The sequence below is a fragment of the Rhodophyticola sp. genome, from assembly GCF_965284195.1.
Taxonomy (GTDB): domain Bacteria; phylum Pseudomonadota; class Alphaproteobacteria; order Rhodobacterales; family Rhodobacteraceae; genus Rhodophyticola.
In genome coordinates this window covers 461,384-483,349 of record NZ_CBDIRM010000001.1, presented here as the reverse complement: position 1 = coordinate 483,349, position 21,966 = coordinate 461,384, and the positions used below count along the sequence as shown (strand labels likewise).

The 21,966-nt window shown below is 64.5% G+C and carries 19 protein-coding genes; 4 read left to right on the top strand and 15 right to left on the bottom strand.

What is annotated here, in order from left to right; all coding sequences use genetic code 11:
- Window positions 1–69 precede the first annotated feature (69 nt).
- From upp to ACQ651_RS02390, 9 genes are all read right to left on the bottom strand, one after another.
- Window positions 70–702: a uracil phosphoribosyltransferase gene (gene upp / locus ACQ651_RS02430; RefSeq protein WP_227284007.1), complete on the bottom strand. Its 633-nt coding sequence runs from the start codon at window positions 700–702 to the stop codon at window positions 70–72.
- Window positions 699–1,688: an adenosine deaminase gene (locus ACQ651_RS02425; RefSeq protein ID WP_375550337.1), complete on the bottom strand. Its 990-nt coding sequence runs from the start codon at window positions 1,686–1,688 to the stop codon at window positions 699–701. Before ACQ651_RS02425 ends, upp begins: the two co-directional genes overlap by 4 nt.
- Entirely contained in the window at window positions 1,685–2,893 is a 1,209-nt protein-coding gene (locus tag ACQ651_RS02420; RefSeq protein WP_430448131.1) for a phosphopentomutase, read from the bottom strand. The genes ACQ651_RS02425 and ACQ651_RS02420 overlap by 4 nt, the downstream gene beginning before the upstream one ends.
- Window positions 2,893–4,200, bottom strand: a complete 1,308-nt coding sequence (locus tag ACQ651_RS02415) for a thymidine phosphorylase (RefSeq protein ID WP_430448129.1) — start codon at window positions 4,198–4,200, stop codon at window positions 2,893–2,895. The genes ACQ651_RS02420 and ACQ651_RS02415 overlap by 1 nt, the downstream gene beginning before the upstream one ends.
- A gap of 4 nt (window positions 4,201–4,204) precedes the next feature.
- Window positions 4,205–4,597, bottom strand: coding sequence for a cytidine deaminase (locus ACQ651_RS02410; protein WP_430448127.1), 393 nt, complete (start codon window positions 4,595–4,597; stop codon window positions 4,205–4,207).
- Window positions 4,598–4,661: 64 nt separating this feature from the next.
- Window positions 4,662–6,233, bottom strand: a complete 1,572-nt coding sequence (locus ACQ651_RS02405; protein ID WP_430448126.1) for a response regulator — start codon at window positions 6,231–6,233, stop codon at window positions 4,662–4,664.
- Window positions 6,234–6,348: 115 nt separating this feature from the next.
- On the bottom strand, window positions 6,349–8,250 hold the full coding sequence (locus ACQ651_RS02400; protein WP_430448124.1) for a propionyl-CoA synthetase: 1,902 nt from the start codon (window positions 8,248–8,250) through the stop codon (window positions 6,349–6,351).
- A 176-nt stretch (window positions 8,251–8,426) separates the two neighbouring features.
- On the bottom strand, window positions 8,427–10,706 hold the full coding sequence (locus ACQ651_RS02395; RefSeq protein ID WP_430448123.1) for an NADP-dependent malic enzyme: 2,280 nt from the start codon (window positions 10,704–10,706) through the stop codon (window positions 8,427–8,429).
- A 94-nt stretch (window positions 10,707–10,800) separates the two neighbouring features.
- A complete protein-coding gene (locus ACQ651_RS02390) occupies window positions 10,801–11,568 on the bottom strand; it encodes an NAD kinase (protein WP_375550343.1) in 768 nt (255 codons plus the stop codon).
- 263 nt (window positions 11,569–11,831) lie between these two features.
- Between ACQ651_RS02390 and glyA the strand changes: the two genes are divergently transcribed.
- Window positions 11,832–13,127, top strand: a complete 1,296-nt coding sequence (gene glyA, locus ACQ651_RS02385) for a serine hydroxymethyltransferase (protein ID WP_430448121.1) — start codon at window positions 11,832–11,834, stop codon at window positions 13,125–13,127.
- Between the two features lie 171 nt (window positions 13,128–13,298).
- Window positions 13,299–14,336 carry a fatty acid desaturase gene (locus tag ACQ651_RS02380; RefSeq protein WP_227284017.1) on the top strand — a complete coding sequence of 346 codons (1,038 nt, stop codon included), beginning with the start codon at window positions 13,299–13,301 and terminating at the stop codon, window positions 14,334–14,336.
- A gap of 109 nt (window positions 14,337–14,445) precedes the next feature.
- On the opposite strand, the gene ACQ651_RS02375 is transcribed toward ACQ651_RS02380, so the two are convergent.
- From ACQ651_RS02375 to pufB, 6 genes are all read right to left on the bottom strand, one after another.
- Entirely contained in the window at window positions 14,446–15,243 is a 798-nt protein-coding gene (locus tag ACQ651_RS02375) for a citryl-CoA lyase (RefSeq protein WP_430448120.1), read from the bottom strand.
- Window positions 15,240–16,442 (bottom strand): CaiB/BaiF CoA transferase family protein, encoded by a 1,203-nt coding sequence (locus ACQ651_RS02370; RefSeq protein ID WP_430448119.1) that lies wholly within the window; start codon window positions 16,440–16,442, stop codon window positions 15,240–15,242. Before ACQ651_RS02370 ends, ACQ651_RS02375 begins: the two co-directional genes overlap by 4 nt.
- 136 nt (window positions 16,443–16,578) lie before the next feature.
- The gene (locus ACQ651_RS02365) at window positions 16,579–17,187 is read right to left on the bottom strand and encodes a hypothetical protein (RefSeq protein ID WP_430448117.1); all 609 of its coding nucleotides are present in this window, start codon (window positions 17,185–17,187) and stop codon (window positions 16,579–16,581) included.
- A 53-nt stretch (window positions 17,188–17,240) separates the two neighbouring features.
- Window positions 17,241–18,683: a PucC family protein gene (locus tag ACQ651_RS02360; protein WP_375550348.1), complete on the bottom strand. Its 1,443-nt coding sequence runs from the start codon at window positions 18,681–18,683 to the stop codon at window positions 17,241–17,243.
- Between the two features lie 131 nt (window positions 18,684–18,814).
- Window positions 18,815–19,156, bottom strand: a complete 342-nt coding sequence (locus ACQ651_RS02355) for a light-harvesting protein (protein ID WP_121898462.1) — start codon at window positions 19,154–19,156, stop codon at window positions 18,815–18,817.
- A 12-nt stretch (window positions 19,157–19,168) separates the two neighbouring features.
- Window positions 19,169–19,321 carry a light-harvesting antenna LH1, beta subunit gene (gene pufB, locus ACQ651_RS02350; protein ID WP_121898461.1) on the bottom strand — a complete coding sequence of 51 codons (153 nt, stop codon included), beginning with the start codon at window positions 19,319–19,321 and terminating at the stop codon, window positions 19,169–19,171.
- Window positions 19,322–20,606: 1,285 nt separating this feature from the next.
- Between pufB and ACQ651_RS02345 the strand changes: the two genes are divergently transcribed.
- Window positions 20,607–21,647 carry a cytochrome-c peroxidase gene (locus tag ACQ651_RS02345; protein ID WP_375550349.1) on the top strand — a complete coding sequence of 347 codons (1,041 nt, stop codon included), beginning with the start codon at window positions 20,607–20,609 and terminating at the stop codon, window positions 21,645–21,647.
- 142 nt (window positions 21,648–21,789) lie between these two features.
- Window positions 21,790–21,963, top strand: coding sequence for a YqaE/Pmp3 family membrane protein (locus tag ACQ651_RS02340; protein ID WP_121898459.1), 174 nt, complete (start codon window positions 21,790–21,792; stop codon window positions 21,961–21,963).
- Window positions 21,964–21,966 lie beyond the last annotated feature (3 nt).

Genomic DNA, 21,966 nt, shown 5'->3' with positions numbered 1-21,966 from the left:
TCGGATTCCCCCAGAATCTTGGCAGAAACTGTGACGGAGGATTGTTTTCAAGTAAAGAACTGAAATCGCTTATTTTGTGCCGAACATCCGGTCACCCGCATCCCCTAGACCCGGAACGATGTATCCCTTTTCGTTCAGATGGCTGTCCAGCGCGGCGGTCACAATCGGGACGTCGGGGTGCGCCTCCTTCATCCGAGCCACACCTTCGGGCGCAGCCAGAAGGCAGAGGAACCGGATATTGGTGGCGCCCGCCTCCTTCAGCAGATCGATCGCCGCGGCGGAGGAATTGCCCGTGGCCAGCATCGGGTCGACCGCGATCACCAGCCGGTCCTCAAGCTCCGTGGGTACCTTGAAATAGTATTGAACCGGTTGCAGCGTTTCCTCGTCCCGGTAGAGCCCGACAAAGCCCACCCTCGCCGACGGGATCAACTCCAGTATCCCGTCCAGAAGCCCGTTACCCGCCCGCAAGATCGACACCAGCGCCAGTTTCTTGCCCGCCAGCACCGGCGCATCCATCCGTTCCAGCGGCGTCTCGATGGACCGGGTTGTCATCGGCAGGCCCCGGGTGACCTCATAGGCCAGCAAAAGGCTGATCTCGCGCAGCAATTGCCGGAAAACGGCCGTGGAGGTGCCGGTTTCCCGCATCAATGTCAGCTTGTGCTGCACCAGCGGGTGCTCGACGATATTCAGGTGGTCGCTCATGTGCTCGGCTCCAGTTTCTTGGCCAGGGTTTCGCGTGTGGCCTCGTCGCAGAAGGCCGCCTCCAGCGCGGTTCGGGTGACCTGTGCGAAAATCTCCTCGTCCCAACCGAAGGTATCGGCCAGACGCTCATATTCCCGCGACATGGTGGTGCGGAAAAACGGCGGATCATCGGTAGAGACGGTGACCCGCACACCCCGGTCGCGCAGCTTTTCGATCGGGTGGCTTTCCCATGTCGGAAACACGCCCAGAACCACGTTGGACCCGGGACAGCATTCCAGAACCACGCCGGTTTCGGCCAGATGCTCCACCAGCGCCGGATCCTCGATCGCCTGCACGCCATGGCCGACCCGTTCCACACCCAGATCGTTGATCGCATCCCAGACGGAACCGGCGCCGCCCCATTCGCCCGCATGGGCGGTGATGCGCAGGCCCGCCTCCCGCGCCATGTCGAAGCTCCAGGCGAAATCCTTCAGCTTGCCGGCCATCTCGTCGCCGCCGATGCCGAAGCCGGTGATGAACTCGCCCGCGGTCTCCGCGGCGCAAAGGGCAATCGGCTTGGCGCGCTCCGGCCCGAAATGACGGATCGGGGTGACGATGCAGCGCATGACGATGCCGTCGGACGCCTCCGCCCGGGCCGCCGCCTCACGGATCGCGGCAAGATATTCGCGCCACGCCCCAAGGTCGCCGCCACCGCAGAAATCGGGCGACAGGAACGCCTCGGTATAGATCACGCCATGCGCGGCGCTTTCCTCCAGCACCGCCGTGGTCAGCCGGGCGAAGTCATCCGGGCCGGTCAGCACACTGGTCGCGGCCTCGTAGACGCTCAGAAAATGGGTGAAATCCCGATAGGCATAGCCGCCGTCCTCGGTAAAGATATCGCGCAGATCGAGGCCTTTTTCGGCGGCCAGACCGCGGATGAAGGCAGGCGGGGCCGCGCCCTCCAGATGCAGATGCAGTTCGATCTTGGGCAGCGTCGCCAAACTCATATGAAACGTTTTCCCGGTCCTTGCGCCGGCACCCCCAGATGGGCCGCGACCGAGGCCGCCACATCCACGAATGCCACCTGCCCGATCTGCCCCGAATAAGGGCCGGCCGCAACCACCGGAACGCGCTCGCGGGTGTGATCGGTCCCGGGCCAGCTCGGGTCGTTCCCGTGATCGGCGGTGAACAGCATCAGATCATCGGGGCGCAGGGCGGCAAGGATCGGCGGCAGGCAGGCATCGAACCACTCCAGATGCCGCGCATAGCCAGACACGTCGCGCCGGTGGCCGTAAAGGCTGTCGAATTCCACGAAATTGGCGAATGTCAGGCTGCCGTCTTCGGCATCGGAAACGGCGCGCGCCAGATGGTCCATCAGCGCACGATCCTCGCCCTTGACCACATCGTCGATGCCCCGCGTGGCGAAAATGTCCTTGATCTTGCCGATGGCGTGAACCTTGCCGCCCGCCTGCTGCACCCAATCGCAAAGCGTGGGCCCGGGCGGGGTGATTGCATAATCCCGCCTGTTGGCGGTGCGCGTGTAGGCCCCCGGATCACCGATGAAGGGCCGGGCGATGACACGGCCAACCTTCATCTCGTGCAGGCTTGGCGCCAGCCGTTCGCACAGATCCAGAAGCCGGTCGAGGCCGAAGCTCTGCTCATGGGCCGCGATCTGGAAAACACTGTCGGCGGAAGTGTAGCAGATTGGCCAGCCGGTTTTCTGGTGCCGTTCCCCCTCCTCCGCGATGATGACGGTGCCAGAGGCATGGCGGTTGCCGAGGATGCCCTGCACGCCCGCGATGCGCTTGACCTCCTCCACCAGATGATCCGGGAAACAGGGCGTCCTGTCGGGGAAATACGTCCAGTCCCAGGGCACCGGCAGCCCGGCCAGTTCCCAATGGCCTGATGGCGTGTCCTTGCCGGGAGAGACCTCCGTCGCCGCACCCCAGAGGCCGGCGGGTTCGGCCGTGAACCCCGGCATCTCGGCATCGCCGGCCAGTCGCGCCGCCGCGCCAAGGCCGAGCCCGTCCAGAACCGGCATCTTCAGCGGCCCGTTGCGCCCGTCCTCCGCCCTGCCCGCGACGCAGGCATCGGCGATATGTCCCAGAGTGTTGGCGCCCGTGTCGGCCACGTCGCCGTTGAAGAACCGGTCCGCATCCGGCGCACCGCCGATCCCGACCGAATCCATCACCACCAGAAAGGCCCGCGCCATCAGCCGATCCTTTCATGGATCAGCGGCGGCGAATCCGGCGCCCGCTCCGCCAGCACATATGCATCGCGAATACGGCCCGCCTGCGCGCGCGCGGCCTCTTCGGTTGCGGCGTGGATGCGGGCCAGCGGGCGCTCGCCATCGACGCGCGCACCAATGGGCGCAATATCAGACAGGCCAACGCCCGGGTCCAGTTGATCGGTCGCCACCAGTCGCCCACCGCCCAGATGCACCACCGCCTCGCCCAGGGCGCGCGTGTCGATCGCGGCCACATGGCCGGGCTCGCCGGGATGCACATCCATCATCACCCGTGCCGCGGGCAACCGGTCGCGCCAGCGTTCCACGAAATCCGCGGGCCCACCCAGGGCCGCGACCATCTCGCCAAACCGTTCCGCGGCCTGGCCCGAGCTGAGGGCCGCTGCGATCCGTCCTTCGCCGTCGGCGGCATCCGCGGCCAGCCCGCCAAGGGCCAGAACCTCGCCGCCAAGCGCCACCGTCAAGCGGTGGAGCGATGTGCCAACCGAAGATCCGGTCAGCGCCTCCATCACCTCGATCACCTCCAGCGCGTTGCCGGCGGCCTTGGCCGCGGGCTGGCTCATATCCGTGATCAGGGCCGAACACATGCAGCCCGCCCCTTGCGCCGTTTCCACCAGCGATTGCGCCAGCGCCAGCGCGTCGTCCGAATCGGCCATGAAGGCGCCCGATCCGACCTTGACATCCAGCACCAGCGCCTCAAGCCCCGCGGCCAGTTTCTTCGACAGGATCGACGCGGTGATCAAATCGATGCTTTCCACCGTGCCGGTGACATCGCGAACCCCGTAAAGCCGTTTGTCGGCCGGGGCGATATCGCCCGACGCGCCCACGATCGCGCAGCCGATATCGGCCACCAGTTCCTGCAACTCCTCCACGCCGACCTGCGTGCGATAGCCCGGGATCGCCTCAAGCTTGTCCAGCGTGCCGCCGGTGTGGCCAAGGCCGCGGCCCGAAATCATCGGCACATAGGCGCCGCAAACCGCCAGCGCGGGCGCCAGCAACAAGGACACCGCATCCCCCACGCCGCCGGTCGAATGCTTGTCCAGAACCGGGCCGTCCAGATCCCATTTCAGCACTTCTCCGGTCTGCAACATGCCATGGGTCAGATGCACGCGGTTGTCGCGGCTGAGACCCTTGGTGCAAACCGCCATGGCAAAGGCCCCGGCCTGCATATCGCTGACCTGACCCTGGGCGATGCCTTCGGCAAACCAGTAGATCTCGGCTTCTGTCAGAGGCAGCCCCTCGCGGGCCTTGATCAGGATCGACCGTGCATCCATCGCTCTAGACCCGGTCCATATGGTCGGCGTTGAACGCCCCCGGCAACAGCTCGGCCACCGTCATGCGCAGCGTCGCGCCATCGGTCGTGGCAAGGGTCACCACCACGTCGCCATCGGCGAACTCAGCCAGCTTCTGCCGGCATCCACCGCAGGGCGGCACGGGCGCGGGGCTGTCCGCGATCACCGCGACCTCGGCGATCCGGCTGTCTCCGGCGGCGACCATCGCGGCAATTGCGCCGGCCTCGGCGCAGGTGCCTTCGGGGTAGGCGATGTTCTCCACGTTGCAGCCGCGATGCTCGCGGCCTTCGACACTGCGCAGGGCGGCGCCCACCTTGAAACCGGAATAAGGCGCGTGGGCGTTCAGGCGCACGGCGGCGGCGGCATCCAGAAGGGACATGCGAGGGGGCTCCAGAGTGTTGTTTCGGAACCCAGTCTGTGCCGCGCCGGGACCAAGCGCAAGCCTAGGCGATCGCCCCCTGACCCATCAGGTCCTCAAGCCGGGTTTCGACAATGGCGATCAGATCGCGCAGATCGTCCCGGCAGGCCGCCGCCAGACCGGGCAGATCGTCCCGCCGGTCGTGTTGGGCGGCGATGTTCAGGGCTTCGGCCAGATGGCGCAAACGCTCTGCCCCGACAGCTCCCGCGAGAGAGACCAGAATATGGGTCTGCGACCGGATATCGCGCAACGCACCCGCCTGAAACGCGATCTGGAGCGCCTTGGCCACATCGTGAAGATCCTCTCGCAGATGATAGAGCAATTCGCGCGCGCCGTTCGGACCTGCGGTGGTCAGCAGCGCATCGAACTGGCCTTGATCCATCGGCGGCACCCGTTCGCCGGAGGCGCCCCCCGCCGCCGCCGACACAACCGTCTCCACATCGGTCACGGACATCTCCTGGCCCGTGTGGCGCAGGATCGCCCGGCCAAAGGCCGCACCCGACCGGATCGGCTTGGCGATGATGCCTCCTGCGCCAGCGGCATAGATCGCCTCGCGATTGTCGCGCAGCACATAGGCGGTCAGCGCCACCAGCGGCATCGCCGCGCGCGTGTCGTCCAGATTGCGGACCGCGCGCATGAATTCCAGCCCCGACATGCGCGGCATCTCGATATCGACCAGCGCGATATCGAACTCCTGGCGATCCATCAATTCAAGCGCTTCGATCCCGTCATTGGCGATCACCGGGTCCGCACCCATCGTGTTCAGCAACTGCCGGACGATGCACTGATTGGTTTCATTGTCCTCGGCGACCAGAATGCGCAAATTCGACAGGTCCGGCGGCGCGCAGGGGGGGTGCCCCGCCGCCAGCGATCGTTGCCAGGCCGCAGGCGGCAGATCCAGCATGACCACCGCGCCCCCGGTTGGCGCATCGGACAGTTCCAGATCGCCGCCAAGGCCGACAGCCATATCCTTTGCAATGCGCAGCCCCAGCCCCGAGACGGGGGGCCTGTCATGGTTGACCCGGCGATGCGGTGTGAAAAGCCCGATCATCGCCGCGCGGGAAAACCCGGGCCCCTGATCGGCAACCGTGAACCGGAGCGCGCCGTCGCCGGTCACCTCCACACGCAGATCCACATCGCCCCCCCGGCCATGTTTCAACGCGTTCCCGATCAGATTTGACAGGATCCGGTCGAGCGTCACCCGCGGAATGCCGATCCTGTCCGGCAAATGGGGCGCAGTTTGCAGAAGGAAACGGCACCCGGCCTCCGCCGCACGGCCCGCCCAACGCATCTCGACCCCGGTAAGATACCCGCGCAGGTCGATACCGCCGTCATCGAGGCGCAGCAGGGTTTCGCCCGCCGCCTCCATCAATGCGGCGTCGACAAGCTCGGCCAGCGTCTCTCCGGCGGCCTGAACCCGCTCCAGCTGCGCTCTGGCATCCGGGTGCAGCTTGTCGATATCCACAAGCCGCAACCCGCCGATCACATCGGACATCGCGGCGCGAATATCATGATTGAAAAGACGTAATGTCTCCGAGACCGGATCGGGCCGCCCGGCGCCGCTGGCGGGCCGGTTGGTGCCAGACATATCGTCCATCGTGGCGGGAACTCCAGGGCGAGCCGTCCTCGCCGGTCAACTGCGTTACGTCACGCGTTAACTTTACATTAAGATACGTAAAAAGTCCAAGACACCCGAGAAGAATAGATTCTTCCTATCGGGTAGATGCATTTGGATATCCAATTCCTTTCAACGCCTCGGCGATCTCGTCCAGGATCGCCGGGTCGTCGATCGTGGCGGGCATCTTGAAATCCTCGCCATCGGCGATCTTGACCATCGTACCGCGCAGGATCTTGCCGGAGCGGGTTTTCGGCAATCGGTCGACCACAAGCGCCAGCTTGAACGCGGCAACCGGCCCGATCTTCTGGCGCACCAGCTTCACGCAATCGGCGATGACTTCCTCGGTCCCCATCGCCGAGCCGGAATTCAGGCACAGGAACCCCATGGGAAGCTGACCTTTCAGCCCATCGCTGACCCCGATCACCGCGCATTCCGCAACCTCGGGATGCGCGGCCAGAACTTCCTCCATGGCGCCGGTGGAGAGGCGATGGCCGGCAACGTTGATCACGTCGTCGGTGCGCGCCATGATGTAAAGGTAGCCGTCGGCATCCTTGTACCCGGCATCGCCCGTCTCGTAATAGCCGGGGAAATGCTCCAGATAGCTTTTGCGATAGCGCGCCTCCGCGTTCCAGAGCGTCGGCAAGGTGCCCGGCGGCAGCGGCAGTTTCACCGCAATCGCGCCCAACTCCCCGTCCCTCACCGGGTGCCCGCCCTCATCGAGAATATGCACGTCGTATCCCGGCATCGGCACGGCGGGCGAGCCGATCTTGACCGGCAGCTTCTCGATCCCCAGGGGATTGCCCGCAATCGCCCAGCCGGTTTCGGTCTGCCACCAATGGTCGATCACCGGCACACCCAGTTTGTCCTGCGCCCATTCGATCGTGTCCGGATCGGCGCGTTCACCGGCCAGAAACAGGGTCTCCAGACTGCTCAGGTCGTAATCGGAAACCAGCGCGCCCTGTGGATCGTCCCGCTTGATGGCGCGGAACGCGGTCGGTGCGGTGAACAGGCATTTGACCTTGTGATCCTGAATGACGCGCCAGAATGTGCCCGCGTCGGGGGTGCCCACGGGCTTGCCCTCGAACACGATCGTCGTGCAGCCGAAAACGAGCGGCGCGTAACAGATATACGAATGCCCCACGACCCAGCCCACGTCGGACGCGGCCCAGAACACCTCCCCCGGGTTCATGTCATAAAGGTTGCGCATCGACCAGTTCAGCGCGACCAGATGTCCGCCCGTATGGCGAATGACGCCTTTGGGCTGGCCGGTCGTGCCGCTGGTGTAAAGGATATAGGCCGGGTGATTGCCTTCGACGGGCACACACGGGGCCGGATCGACACCGTACTGAAACCCGTGCCACTCCACGTCGCGCCCCTCTTCCAGATGGGCGACCTCCTGTTCGCGCTGGAAAATCACGCAGAATTCAGGCTGATGGCGGGCCAGCTCCAGCGCCCCGTCCAGAAGCGGCTTGTAATGCACCACCCGCCCCGGCTCGATCCCGCAGGAGGCCGCGATGATGCATTTCGGCGTGCAATCGTCGATCCGCACGGCGAGTTCATTGGCCGCGAAGCCGCCGAAGACCACCGAATGGATCGCCCCCAGACGCGCACAGGCCAACATCGCCTCCAGCGCTTCGGGCACCATCGGCATGTAGATGATGACACGGTCGCCCTTGGTCACGCCCTTGGCGGCCAGCGCACCGGCAAGGCTGGCGACACGGGCCTGCAACTCGGCATAGGTGATTTCGTGCTTGGTATGGGTGACAGGGCTGTCATGGATGATCGCGATCCGGTCGCCATGACCGGCCTCCACATGGCGATCGACCGCGTTCCAGCAGGTGTTGACCATCCCGTCGGCGAACCATTGGTAAAGCGGCGCGTTCTCGTCGAAAAGCGCCTTGGTCGGTGTCCGGTCCCAATCGATCGCATCGGCGGCGGCCATCCAGAATGCGTCCGGATCGGTCGCAGCCTGCGCATAGATTTCGCGGTAGCCCATGGCGTTTCCTCCCTTTCAACGTTGCGCAGACATAGCCGAAGGCGCCTTTCCCGCAAAGCGACAGGGCGTCACTGGCAGCGGTAACACAGGGCACCCGCCGCGGCCTGCGGCCGGACGGGCTTGCGCCACACGCACGCCGCGCGCCATCGGGCCCGTTCCCTCCCCCGTCAGGCCGCTCAGCCATAAAGCCCGACCGGTGTGCCCGCCAGCGCGGACATGTTCAGCAATCCCCGCGCCGTGATCGCGGGCGTGACGATATGGGCGCGGTTGCCCATGCCCATCAGAACCGGGCCCACCTCCAGCCCGCCGGCCTTCATCTTCAGAATGTTCCGCGCCGCCCCCGCCGCATCGGTGTTGGAGAAAACCAGCGCGTTCGCGGCGCCCTCCAGCCGGGAGTTCGGGAAAATCCGTTCGCGGAGATCCGGGTCGAGCGCGCTGTCGATATGCATTTCGCCCTCATATTCGAAATCCAGGCCCCGGTCGTCCAGCAGGATCAGCGCATCGCGCATCCGCTGGCCGCTGTCACTGTCCAGATTGCCGAACTGAGACCCCGAACAGAGCGCGATTTTCGGCTCCACCCCGAACCGGCGCACATGGCGCGCGGTGGCGATCACCGTCTCGGCGATCTGCAGCGGGGTCGGATGGGCGTGCACATGGGTGTCGGCGATGAAAAGCGGCCCATCCTCCAGGATCATCAGGCTCAGCGCGCCGACCGGGTGCAGCGTGCCTGTGCCCAGCAATTGCTGCACATAGTTCAGGTGCCACAGATATTGGCCAAAGGTGCCGCAGATCAGGCTGTCGGCCTCGGCGCGATGCACCATGACGGCCCCGATGGCGGTCGTATTGGTGCGCATGATCGCGCGGGCCAGATCCGGCGTGACCCCCCGGCGCTGCATCACCTCGTGGTAGGTGCCCCAGTAATCGCGGTAGCGCGGGTCGTTTTCCGGGTTCACCAGTTCGAAATCGCGGGTCGGGCGAATATCGAGGCCCGCGCGCTCCACCCGCGCCTCGATCACCTCGGGGCGGCCGATCAGGATCGGCTTGTCGGTGGTCTCCTCCAGCATCGCCTGCGCGGCGCGCAACACCCGCTCATCCTCGCCTTCGGCAAAGACGATCCGGCGGCTGGTGGTGGCGGCCGCCTCGAAAACCGGCCGCATGATCAGCGCGGAGCGGAAGACCGACTGGTTGAGCTTCGCCTTGTAGGCCGCAAGATCGCGCATCGGGCGGGTCGCCACGCCACTGTCCATCGCCGCCTTCGCCACGGCGCTGGCGACCACCCCCATCAGCCGCGGATCGAACGGTTTCGGGATCAGGTAGTCGCGCCCGAAGGTCAACTGCTCACCCCTGTAGATCGCCGCGGCCTCAGCACTGGTCGTGGCCCGCGCCATTGCGGCGATCCCGTCGATACAGGCCAGTTGCATTTCGTCATTGATCTCCGTCGCACCTACATCCAGCGCGCCGCGGAAAATGAACGGAAAACACAATACATTGTTAACCTGATTGGGAAAATCGCTGCGCCCCGTGGCGATCACCGCGTCGGGCGCAACCTCGCGCACCAGATCGGGCAGGATTTCGGGCGTCGGGTTGGCCAGTGCGAAGATGATCGGTTTGGCGGCCATTTTCCTGACCATGGCCTGGGTCAGAACGCCGGGGCCGCTGAGCCCCAGAAACAGATCCGCGCCCTCGATCACGTCGCCCAGAGCCGCCGGGACGCTGCCTTGGGCGAACTCCGCCTTCTGCGGCGTCATCTGAGCCTCCCGCCCCTCATAGACGAGGCCTTCGAGGTCGCACAGATAGACATTCTCCCGCTTCACGCCCAGCTTCAGCAACATGTTCAGGCAGGCGATGCCTGCCGCCCCGCCACCGGTGGAGACGACCTTGATGTCGCCGAATGCCTTGTTTACCACCTTCAACGCATTGGTCGCGGCGGCGCCCACGACGATCGCCGTGCCATGCTGGTCGTCATGGAACACGGGGATGCTCATCCGCTCGCGGCACAATCGTTCAACGATAAAACAATCCGGTGCCTTGATGTCCTCCAGATTGATCGCGCCGAAGGTCGGCTCCAGTGCGCAGACGATATCGGCCAGCTTTTCGGGGTCACTTTCATCCAGTTCGATATCGAAACAGTCGATATTGGCGAACTTCTTGAACAGGACCGCCTTGCCTTCCATCACCGGTTTCGATGCCAGCGCGCCGATATTGCCCAGGCCCAGCACCGCCGAGCCATTGGTGACGACCGCGACCAGATTGCCGCGGGCGGTATACCGCGCCGCATCCGCCGGGGTTTCCTTGATCTCAAGGCAGGCCTCCGCCACGCCGGGGGAATAGGCGCGGCTGAGATCGCGACCGTTTGCCAGCGGCTTGGTGGCCCGGATCTCCAGCTTTCCGGGCTTCGGATGCTCATGATAAAACAGCGCCGCCGCGCGCAGACTGTCAGGCTTGTCTTCGTTCATGGCACCCTCCCTTGAGTGATAGTTTAGCGTTAAACTACCTTGCCGTCCGCTGCCAGCGCAACCCGGGACGCCCGCGTCGTCCCCGTCCACCCTGTCAGCTGAATTGCTCCTTGATCAGCCGTTCCTCCAGCCCGTGGCCGGGATCGAACAGGATCCGGTGCGCCACAGACGGTTCCGACCGGATCTCGACCGAGATCACATTGGCGACCGAGCGGCTGTCGGCATCGGCCATGACCGGGCGTTTCAGGTGATCCATCACCTCGAACTTCACCACCGCGCCCTTTGGCAGCAAGGCCCCCCGCCAGCGCCGGGGGCGAAAGGCCGCCATCGCCGTCAGGGCCAGAACGTCCGCGTCGATAGGCAGGATCGGCCCGTGGGCCGAATAGTTGTAGGCGGTCGACCCCGCAGGAGTGCTGACCAGCGCCCCGTCGCAGACCAGTTCCTCCATCCGCAGCTTGCCATCCACCCAGATCCGCAGCTTGGCCGCTTGCGGACCCGCGCGCAGCAGGCTGACCTCGTTGATGGCCAGCGCCTCGGTCACCCGCCCGCCTTCGGACAGCGCGCGCATGTGCAGCGGGTTGATCACCGCCTCCTCGGCGCGCTCCAGCCGGTCGATCAGGCCGTCTTCGGCATATTCGTTCATCAGGAAGCCGACGGTGCCCCGGTTCATCCCGTAGACCGGCGCCTCCAACGCCTGGGTGGCATGCAGCGTGCTCAGCATGAAGCCATCCCCGCCAAGGGCCACGATCACATCCGCCTCCGACGGCTTGTGCTGACCGTATCTTGCGGCCAGCCGATCCCGCGCCTCCTCCGCGATGGGCATCTCACTGGCCAGAAAGGCTATATTGCGGGCGGCGGGCATGGCCCCTCCCTGTCCTCGGAACCGGACCCAAGTCTTTGCGCGCCCCATCGCGAAACACAATCCTTTTGATAGCGCCGCTTGATCGGGCCTTTCCATCGGCGGTCCTGGTCACGGCCTTTCGATCACGCCATTCTCCCAAGACCGGCGGGCCAATCTGCCGAAATGCCGCCGAAGGCGCCCATTGCGGCGGAATCTCCCCTTCCCCGACCCCGCGCATTGCCATAAACAAACGCAAAATTGCACCGTGTCCAGGAGCCGCTGCCATGAATGCCCCCCACCGCGATGACGGATTTTTCACCGAACCATTGGAAACCCGCGATGCGGAGCTATTCGGCGCCATCCGCTCCGAGCTTGGTCGCCAGCGAGACGAGATCGAACTGATCGCATCCGAAAACATCGTCTCGGCCGCCGTGATGGAAGCGCAAGGCTCCGTCATGACCAACAAATATGCCGAAGGGTATCCGGGCCGGCGCTACTATGGTGGCTGCCAATATGTGGATATCGCCGAAAATCTGGCGATCGAGCGCGCCAAGCAGCTTTTTGCATGCGACTTCGCCAATGTGCAGCCGAACTCCGGCAGCCAGGCCAATCAGGGCGTGTTTCAGGCGCTCCTGCAGCCCGGCGACACGATCCTTGGCATGAGCCTCGATGCGGGCGGGCATCTGACCCATGGGGCGAAACCCAACCAGTCGGGCAAATGGTTCAACGCCGTGCAATACGGCGTCCGCCAGCAGGATCTTCAGATCGACTACGACCAGATCGCGGAACTGACCGCCGAGCATCAGCCCAAGATGATCATCGCCGGCGGCTCGGCCATTCCGCGGATCATCGATTTCGCCCGCATGCGCGATATCGCGGACAGCGTTGGCGCATGGCTGTTGGTCGACATGGCCCATTTCGCCGGTCTGGTGGCGGCGGGTCACTATCCCTCCCCCTTCCCGCACGCCCATGTTGCCACGACCACGACGCACAAAACCCTGCGCGGACCGCGCGGCGGCATGATCCTCACCAATGACGAGGCGCTGGCCAAGAAGTTCAACTCCGCCATCTTCCCCGGCATCCAGGGCGGCCCGCTGATGCATGTGATCGCGGGCAAGGCCGTGGCCTTCGGCGAGGCGCTGCGCCCGGAGTTCAAGGATTATCAGGCCCAGGTGATCAAGAATGCCCAGGCGATGGGTGACCAGCTCATGAAGGGCGGGCTCGATATCGTCACCGGCGGCACCGACACCCATGTGTTGCTGGTCGATCTGCGACCCAAGGGCGTGAAGGGCAACGCGACGGAAAAGGCCCTTGGCCGCGCCCATATCACAACCAACAAGAACGGCATTCCCTTCGACACCGAAAAGCCCACGATCACGTCGGGCATTCGCCTTGGCTCTCCGGCCGGAACCACCCGCGGCTTCGGCGAACCCGAGTTTCGCCAGATCGCCGATTGGATCGTTCAGGTGGTTGACGGATTGGCCGCCAACGGCGAAGACGGCAATGCCGGAACCGAAGCGCGCGTTCGCGACGAGGTTCTGGAGATGTGCGGACGCTTCCCGATTTATCCCGAGCTGTAGGCGGCGCACATCTTTTGGTTGATTACCCTCGGCGAACCCTCGCCGAGGCAGTACAAGCGTATGTTTTTCCTATGACTTCCCGGGGTTGCCCGTATGCCGTGCCAATGGCAATTTAAGGGGCGACTGGGCACATGCCCGCCCGTTTGGCATTGACGGATGAAAGACGCGATCATGAGTGTGACGACGCCCCATATCACCCCGGCCTACAGGCGCGAGGCGGAGCGCGAGATTCGGGCCTTTACCCGCGATTGGACCGCCCGTGACGACCGTATCGCGCTGATCAGCTATTTCGGCACATTCGCCGCCTATTTCGCAACTCTGGCGCTTGCGGTTCTGGCCTGGCCGAACCCGTTTCTGGTGGTTCCGCTGATCGTGCTGAACGCCTTTTCGGGGGTTCGTCTCTATGTGCTGCAACATGATTGCGGCCATGCCTCGCTCTTCTCGAAGAAGCAGCATAACGATCTTGCGGGTCACGGGCTTTCGGTCTTCACGCTCACGCCCTACCGGGTGATGCAGTTCAATCACAACGAACACCATTCCCATCTCGGCAATCTCGACGAGCGCGACACGACCGAGATCTTCACCATGACCCTGTCGGAATGGCAGCAGGCGGGTTTCTGGAAACGGCTGTATTACCGGCTTTACCGCAACCCATTCATCATGATCCCGGTCGGCGGGCTGTTCACCTATGTCCTGGCCTATCGCTGGCCGAAGAATTCGACCAGAACCGGCGCGGCCCTGGTTCTGGCCCATAATCTGGGCCTTGCCGCCTGGGTCGGGCTGATCTGGCTCTTCGCCGGTCTTCCCGGTCTGGTCATCTATGCCGGCACCGTCTTCGTGGCGGGCTGCATCGGGGTGTTTCTGGTCTATCTTCAGCACAATTTCGAAGACACGTACTGGGACCGCAAGCCGGATCTGAACCCCGCCCGCGCAGCGCTTCAGGGGTCATCCGCGCTTGATCTGGGTTGGTGGTGGGATCTGGCCGTCGCCAATATCACCTATCATGACATCCACCATTTCAACGCCAATATTCCCAGCTACCGGCTGCGGCAGTGCCACCGCGCGCTCCGCCGGAAGTACGACGTGCAGACGATCCGCTGGCCCGAGGCGTTGCGCAGCTTCACCCTGAAGCTCTGGGATGAAGAGGCCGGGCGCCTGGTCCCCTTCCCCCGGCACCGCCGAGCCCCAAGCCTCACACCGGCAGAATAGGCCCCGGTCCTGGTGTTCCCATAACACCCGCCGGACGCGCGGGCCAACCGGAGGCGCGGATCGGTCGTCTCCTGCCCCCGGAAAAACCCTCCGCGACGGGCGGAGGGGGTCAGCCGTTTTCCTGCCCCTCGGGTCCGGTGTATCGCCAGCGATAGGCGGGCGGTGTCGGCCCCTTGTTGCGCCCGCCCTGCTCCATCTGCTCCCACGCGTGGGCAAGTATGCCGACAGATCGCGAAAGGCAGAAAAGCCCCCGCGCCAAAGGCCCCGCAAAGCCGAGTTCGGCATAGATCACGGCGGTGGCCCCGTCGATATTCATCGGCACGGCGGTTCCCTTGCGGGCATTCAGCTCTGTCTGGACCGCCCGGCCGATGGCGGCGAACCGGCCCGAAACGGTGCCTGCGGCGGCGGCCTCGTCAACCAGCGCCAGAAGACGCGGCGCGCGCGGGTCGACCGGTTTGTGAAACCGGTGGCCGAAGCCCGGAACGAAGCGGTCACGCTCCTTTTGCCACCGGTCGATCGCGGCGGCGGTTGCGACAGCCAGATCGCCGCCTGCGCGATCGATCCATCCGTAAAGCTCCACCGCCTGTTCGCCCGCGCCCCCGTGGACATCCCCCAGCATGTTGACCGCGCTCGCCATCGCATTGTTCAACGGCAGCCCGCAGGTCACCGCCATCCGAGCCGCCGCGATGGAGGGCGCCTGCGGCCCATGATCCACCGCCGCCACAAGCGCGGCTTCAAGCAGCCGGGCCTCCGCCTCCGTGGGCAGGGTTCCGCGGATCATCAGCCAGATCATCTGCGGAAAGCTCACCCGGCCGATCAGATCCTGAATCTCATGGCCGCGCATCGCGATCCGACCGGGTTCCATGTCGATAATCGCGGTCGACCACCAGTCGGCGACATCGCTCATTCCTGCTCCTCCCCCGGCATCGCGATCACCTTCGCGCGGGCCAGCCCATCTATCTCGTTTCCGTCATATCCCAGCTCGCCAAGCAGCGCGCGCGTATCCGCCCCCGCAAGGGGCGGGTCGGCTGCCAGCACGGTCTTGCGCCCCGCCATCTCGATCGGCAGGGCAGGCAGCCGTGTGTCGACCCCGCCCGACAATCTGGTCGGCAAGAGCCGCCCGCCGGCGGCCAGATGCGGATCGTCGAACAGATGCTCGGGCCGCGCGATATGGGCGAAGGGAAGCTTCGCCTCACGCGCCTTTTCGGCCAGTTCGGGCAGGGAAAGGCGCCCGATGATACGAGCCACCTCAGGCAGCAGCCGGGTGCGGGCCTCGATCCGCTGATTGTTGGTTGCCAGCGTCGCATCCGCCGCCAGCGTCGGCACTTCGAATACTTCGCAGAATCTCAGCCAGTGCCGGTCGGAGGTGATGCCCAGAAACACGCGCTCGCCCTCGGCGCTCTCGAACTGATCATAGATTGCCCAGGCCGATACCCGCGCGGGCATCGGCGGCACGGGCCCGTCCGACAAGGCGGCATAGGCCAGATGCTGCCCCATCAGGAACACCGCAGTTTCAAACAGGGCCGAGGTCACGAACTGGCCCCTGCCCGTCCGCTCCCGCTCCGCCAGCGCGGCCTGCACGGCGACCACCCCCATCACGCCGCCCATCACGTCGATCACACTCGCGCCTGCCCGCAGAGGCTGCCCCGGCGGCCCGGTCATATAGGCCAGGCCGGACATCATCTGCACAACCTCATCCAATGCCACCCGATCCTCGTAGGGGCCGGGCAGGAAGCCCTTCAGCGACAGATAGACAAGACGCGGGTATGCACCGGCGATCTGTTCATATCCCAGACCCAGCCGCGCCATCGTGCCGGGGCCGAAATTCTCGATCAGCACATCGGCGGTCCCGATCAGCCTGCGGGCGATCTCCAGCCCGCGCGGATCCTTCAGATCAAGCGCGATGGAGCGTTTGTTGCGATTGTAGAAGGGAAAGTATCCGGTGCCGAACCCTTTGAGTTCCCGTGTCGGGTCTCCCGCCGCGGGCTCCACCCGGATCACATCCGCCCCCAGATCCGCCAGCACCAGACCGGCGGTGGGCCCCATGACCGTATGGCCGAAATCCAGCACCCGAAGCCCGACAAGGGGCTGGTTCGCATCAGTCATCGGATCGCGCCTTTCGCCGGGCCCGCAGGGCCATGTCGGCCATCTTGTGCCCGATGCAGGCGCCGGCAGCCAGACAAATGAAACCCTGCCCGATCCCGAAGATCAGGCAGGGTGTCCGTCGCCCCCATGAAAAAGCCTAGCGCGGACCGCGATGGCTCAACATCGGCATCCCGAGGGCAGCCGTGAACAGGCGCCCGCCGGAGATGACCGACAGTTTGCGCTTCTTGCTCAGCAGCTGCTTGCCGGGAAAGATCTGCCTCCCGCCCGAAATGGCCGAGTTGGCGTTCCGGTTCTTGACCAGAAGCGGCATCCGGAAGGCATTCGAGACCAGACCGCGCTTCCGGCCCCGGCCCGGATCCATGTCGCTGGACAGGAATCTGGGATGGTTGCTGAGTATGCTGTTGGACAGACGCACGTTGCGCGGCTCTTCGACATAGATGTTTTCGTCGGGGACACCCGCATCCATGCTGTCGCGGGAGTTCATGATCTCCATCGCATTCCGTGCCGCGCCGAAGGGCGTGAAGGGCGCGCGGTTGACCACCAGCCGGTTGTCGTCCGACATGGCGCCGGCGTATTTGGCCGCCGCGCGGGTGGGGACGCGGGCCTCCCTGATCTCGGCCTCCGCCCCGGGGCCTGGCGCGATCACACTTATATTCGCGGCCGGATGCCCGGCTGCGTGAAGCGCCGCCACGACCGCATCCGCGGTAGACGCATCGGCATAGAGCCTGCTGATTACGGTAGTCATCTTTCCTCCATTTCCGCTCACCGCCGGCCCGGTCAGCATTATGGCGCCTGTTCTCAGGGCACCGATTTCGCCGCTAGGTCTGTTGTCTCGGTCGAAACGTAATGCGCCCGCTGCTCCGGTCCAGCCAGCCGCCTCAGCAGCGGGTAGGCAACCAGCAGCGCAAGCGCCAGAAACACGATTTCCAGTGCGAAGACCGGGACATAGGGCGCCTCCGCCGCGAAAGCGTCGCTTCCGGGCATCGCGACGATCAGGTCGCGGATCACGCCGCCAAGCGCCACGGCGATCCCGGCCGCCGTGGCCTGAACCGCGCCCCAGGCCCCGAGCGCAAGCCCGATCTGTTCACGCGGCGCGTTGCGCATGGTCGCGGTCAGCGTGCCATGGCCGAAAAGCCCCGCGCCGAAGCCCGCGAACAGCGTGCCCAGAACGAAGCCGGCCACGGAATGGAACGGTGCGGCCAGCACGATCGCGCCGAAGGCCGGCACCCCCACGACGGCGCCCCAGAACGCCACATGGATCGGGTCCGCGCCACGCAGCAACACGCGGGAGGCGAGCGCGAACCCCGCCAGCCCGCCCACGGCCAGAACCGCCGTAAGCCGCGTGGTCTGCGCCACGGTCATGTCGAGCACATGGCCGCCATAGGGCTCCAACAGCACATCGGCCATGCCGAAACCCATCGTGCCAAGGCCGATGACAATCAGCAGGCGGATCGCATTGCGCCCGGTGACGAATACGCCCCAGGCCTCCCGGAACTCGGGGACGGGGGCGATGGAATTGGCACGCGTCCGGTCGCGCGGCTCCTGTTTCCACAGGGCGAGGATGTTCAATGCAATGGTGATGACGGCGGCGGCCTGCACCACCTGTATCAGCCGCCCCGGCGTGTAATCCGTCAGCAGCGCGCCGAAGACGATCGCACTGACGATCATGCCCAGAAGCAGCATGACATACATCAGGCCCACCACTTTCGGCTGATCCTCCACCGGGACCAGATCGGTCGCCAGCGCAAGGCCTACGGTCTGCACCATGTGAACCCCCGCGCCGACCAGCAGAAACGCCAGTGCCGCGCTGGACAGCCCGATCCAAGCAGGGGCGTCCACCGCCTCGCCATAGCCCGAAAGCACCAGCAGCGCGAAGGGCATGATCGCGAAACCGCCGAATTGCAGCATCGTCCCCTTCCAGATGTAGGGCACGCGCCGCCAGCCGAGGGCGGATTTGTGAATATCGGATCTGAACCCGATCAGCGCACGGAACGGCGCGAAAACCAATGGCAGGGAAATCATGATGCCCACCAGCGAGGCGGGCACATTCAGTTCCACGATCATCACCCGGTTCAGCGTGCCCACCAGCAGGACCAGCGCCATCCCGACGGTGACCTGAAACAGCGCCAGCCTGAGCAGGCGCGACAGGGGCAGATCCTCGGTCGCGACATCGGCGAAGGGCAGATAGCGTGGTGCGATCCGGCCTATCTTGCTCAGGGCGAATTTGCGGAACTGGATCATCTTGGTCCTTGCCACCCGGTTCGGTCACCCGGCCGACTGAGGCCGGCCGGGCAAACCGAAGGAGCGGGAGGACGGGCCGGAGAGGGAAACATACCCCCGGCCCACTCCCTTACTTACGTGGCGCCTGCGCGCTATTGCGACGATGCAAGCGCGACGCCCTGATCGATCACAAGTCTGGCCGTTCTCCCGTCGGGTAGAATCACCAGCATGCCATCTTCGGTCGTCGCCGCCGCGTCGATATAGACGGGTGCAGCGGTTGTCGCATCGACGCTGGCCGGCAGAACAGCGGTGTTGTTCGTGTCCATCGCGGCCATGCCGCTGCCCAGCTCCTGGCCGGACAGGAAATCCGCGACCCAGGTCGTGTTGCTCAACACCGCGACATGCACGGCAAACGATCCGATGGCGACCGCGCTGAGAAACAGCGGAACCCCCACGGTGGGCTTAACGACAAGCCACATTTTTGCGTTATTCATGACCGGGCCTCCTTATCCGAGCCACGGCGTCGACACCGCCACCAGAAGGTGGGCGATCAGGGCGATCACCCCGAAGACGCGCGTTCCGTCGATGAGGTAGCTATGCACCTCTTCGGCTTCTCTCTCAGTCAGGCCGGTAGGCCATATTTTATCGGGATCAGACATAATTTGCCTCCCACTCCTCTACAGTTCAGGTCTGGCCCGCAAGGCGTGGTCACCCGCGCCTCCGGCCTTGAACGATGGAAGTGTCGGCGCCTCCGGTCTAGGAACAGACGGCCCCATCAGCCTCGATAGTGTCATTTAAAGTAGACAGTATCAAGTGTAAGTTTTTAGTTACATTCTGATGGTGCAAGCAAAACAGGGCCGTAAACGCCCTTCTTTTGATGAAGCAGGAGGCATTTTAGGTCACTTCCGGAAAGTGTAAAGCCTGGATGACAACTGTTTGAGCTTTTGCAGGCAATTTCCATAGGCCCGGCCTTTCGAACCGAAGATGGTCATGACATCGCGACCGGATGGGCGCGCAGCGGGGCGCATCGGAACCGCCCAGAAATCCGCCCTCCCCCCGAGATATCGCGCCCAAAAAAACGTCAGACAACGAATCTCCGGGGGAATCGACGGGTTCCGCTTGGGCCACCCTGCCGCTGCGGGGCACACTCGACATGTCAGGATCGCTTACGTGCCTCTCCTCCCTTCCTCCGGCGCTTCGGTGACCTGACGCGAATACTGGCTGGCGGCCCGGCTCAATTGTCTCTCTTCCACCCTGTCGGGTCGCCAGACCTTTTTCCGCCGCACAAACGGCCCTTGCCACATTCATGCCTCATTTCCGTCCATGTCAGGCCCGAATCGCAGCGGATCCTGAAAGATCATAGGCATCAAGACCTATACCCATTGGAGCAGTATCATGCAGACACGCAAACCAAGCCCGCGCGACGCGCAGCCCCAGAAAGAGCGCCCGACACCGGTCCGCTTTTCTGACTGGGCCAGTATCTGAGACGAGCAGGCCCCAAAGCCCCCGAAACAGGCGATGACCGCGCCGCGGATCCGGTCACGGCCTTCCGCAAGCATGGGCCGGCTCATGCCGGACCACGGGCATGTGCGGCCGGCGTCACCGATTGCATAAAGCATGGTGCCGACGCGCCCTCATTTGCTGCATGCCGCACAATCCTTGCGGCGACAGGTCCGACGCGACCGCAAAGCTGACCGACACATTGGTTCACACAGACATGCAGATAGGGTCGCGGCCCCCAATGCCGGTTGCGATCAGGGCTGGATCGGAGAGATATCGACCGGGATCCGACGCGACCCGCGCCACAGCAAATAGCCGACAAAAATACCCGGAAATCCGATGCTTAGCACTGGGTCAAACTGTCTCCTGTTGATCCAGATCAAATGCGCCCGGCCTGCGTAGTTTAGAATCATTCTTACTCTAAACTTATAAGGACTCGAGTCTATGAGACGTCTGCTCTCTACCGCCTGCGCCATACTGGCCGCAGGTGTCATGCCGGCATTTGCCGATACGGACCTGCGCGCAGCCGCGCAGGACTTTTTCGAACCCATCCCCCTGAGCCCGCCAAGCCTCGATGGCAACATCGTGAGCCGCACCCGGGTCGATCTGGGCGCGATGCTGTTCTTTGACCCGCGCATGTCCCGGTCGGGGCTGTTTTCCTGTCAATCCTGCCACAATGTCGGGCTGGGCGGGGATGACGGCCTGGAAACCTCGGTCGGCCATGGCTGGCAGCGGGGCCCGCGCAATGCGCCAACCGTGTTCAACGCGGTGTTCAACATCGCGCAATTCTGGGACGGCCGCGCGGCAGACCTTGCCGAGCAGGCGCAGGGACCGGTGCAAGCCGGGGTCGAGATGAACAACACGCCGGACCGCGTGATTGCGACGCTCGAATCCATGCCCGGATATGTGGACGCCTTCGCGGCCGCCTTCCCGGGCGAGGACATGCCGATCACCTTCGATAACTTCGCGCTTGCGATCGAAAGCTTCGAGGCAACGCTGATCACGCCGAATGCCCGGTTCGACCAGTTCCTTCAAGGTGCCGACAGCCTGACAGAGGAAGAGTTGCGTGGCCTTGCCGCGTTCATGGACGAAGGCTGCGTCGCCTGCCATGCGGGCGTCAATCTGGGCGGGCAGGAGTACTATCCCTTCGGTCTGGTGGAGCGGCCGGGCGCGGATATCCTCCCCGTGGGGGACCGGGGGCGGTTTGCGATCACCCAGACGGTCACGGATGATTACGTGTTCCGCGCCTCGCCCTTGCGGAACATCGAACTGACCGCGCCATATTTCCATTCCGGCACGGTCTGGTCTCTGGAGGAAGCGGTCGCCGTCATGGGCACCGCGCAACTGGGGGCCGATCTGGATGAAGGGGACGTCTCGGATATCGTCGCCTTCCTGCGCACGCTCACCGGCGAGCAACCGGAGGTCGTTCACCCGATCCTGCCGGTGCGGACCGACGCCACCCCGCTGCCGGAAACGGATTTCTGATATCGGTGGGAGAAGACCGCGACCTGCGGTTCATACATGAAGGACAGCCGCGCTTTCGGGCGCGGCTGTTGTTTTTCGCCCCAGACCCGGGAACAAATCGCCGCCCCGCCCGTTGGTATGACGACAATCAAAGGAGATACCAATGGACCTCATTCGCATTCTCTTCGCCATCATCCTGCCGCCGCTCGGCGTTTTCCTTCAGGAAGGTCTGGGCAAGCATTTCTGGTTCAACATCATCCTGACGCTTCTGGGCTACATCCCCGGCATCGTGCATGCCGTCTACATCATCGCCCGCGACAATCCGCGGACCGTATAGACG

Bases quoted from the DNA above. Each gene is read 5' to 3' on its own strand.
- upp (WP_227284007.1), bottom strand. From the start codon at position 702: ATGAGCGACCACCTGAATATCGTCGAGCACCCGCTGGTGCAGCACAAG.
- ACQ651_RS02425 (WP_375550337.1), bottom strand. From the start codon at position 1,688: ATGAGTTTGGCGACGCTGCCCAAGATCGAACTGCATCTGCATCTGGAG.
- ACQ651_RS02420 (WP_430448131.1), bottom strand. From the start codon at position 2,893: ATGGCGCGGGCCTTTCTGGTGGTGATGGATTCGGTCGGGATCGGCGGT.
- ACQ651_RS02415 (WP_430448129.1), bottom strand. From the start codon at position 4,200: ATGGATGCACGGTCGATCCTGATCAAGGCCCGCGAGGGGCTGCCTCTG.
- ACQ651_RS02410 (WP_430448127.1), bottom strand. From the start codon at position 4,597: ATGTCCCTTCTGGATGCCGCCGCCGCCGTGCGCCTGAACGCCCACGCG.
- ACQ651_RS02405 (WP_430448126.1), bottom strand. From the start codon at position 6,233: ATGGACGATATGTCTGGCACCAACCGGCCCGCCAGCGGCGCCGGGCGG.
- ACQ651_RS02400 (WP_430448124.1), bottom strand. From the start codon at position 8,250: ATGGGCTACCGCGAAATCTATGCGCAGGCTGCGACCGATCCGGACGCA.
- ACQ651_RS02395 (WP_430448123.1), bottom strand. From the start codon at position 10,706: ATGAACGAAGACAAGCCTGACAGTCTGCGCGCGGCGGCGCTGTTTTAT.
- ACQ651_RS02390 (WP_375550343.1), bottom strand. From the start codon at position 11,568: ATGCCCGCCGCCCGCAATATAGCCTTTCTGGCCAGTGAGATGCCCATC.
- glyA (WP_430448121.1), top strand. From the start codon at position 11,832: ATGAATGCCCCCCACCGCGATGACGGATTTTTCACCGAACCATTGGAA.
- ACQ651_RS02380 (WP_227284017.1), top strand. From the start codon at position 13,299: ATGAGTGTGACGACGCCCCATATCACCCCGGCCTACAGGCGCGAGGCG.
- ACQ651_RS02375 (WP_430448120.1), bottom strand. From the start codon at position 15,243: ATGAGCGATGTCGCCGACTGGTGGTCGACCGCGATTATCGACATGGAA.
- ACQ651_RS02370 (WP_430448119.1), bottom strand. From the start codon at position 16,442: ATGACTGATGCGAACCAGCCCCTTGTCGGGCTTCGGGTGCTGGATTTC.
- ACQ651_RS02365 (WP_430448117.1), bottom strand. From the start codon at position 17,187: ATGACTACCGTAATCAGCAGGCTCTATGCCGATGCGTCTACCGCGGAT.
- ACQ651_RS02360 (WP_375550348.1), bottom strand. From the start codon at position 18,683: ATGATCCAGTTCCGCAAATTCGCCCTGAGCAAGATAGGCCGGATCGCA.
- ACQ651_RS02355 (WP_121898462.1), bottom strand. From the start codon at position 19,156: ATGAATAACGCAAAAATGTGGCTTGTCGTTAAGCCCACCGTGGGGGTT.
- pufB (WP_121898461.1), bottom strand. From the start codon at position 19,321: ATGTCTGATCCCGATAAAATATGGCCTACCGGCCTGACTGAGAGAGAA.
- ACQ651_RS02345 (WP_375550349.1), top strand. From the start codon at position 20,607: ATGAGACGTCTGCTCTCTACCGCCTGCGCCATACTGGCCGCAGGTGTC.
- ACQ651_RS02340 (WP_121898459.1), top strand. From the start codon at position 21,790: ATGGACCTCATTCGCATTCTCTTCGCCATCATCCTGCCGCCGCTCGGC.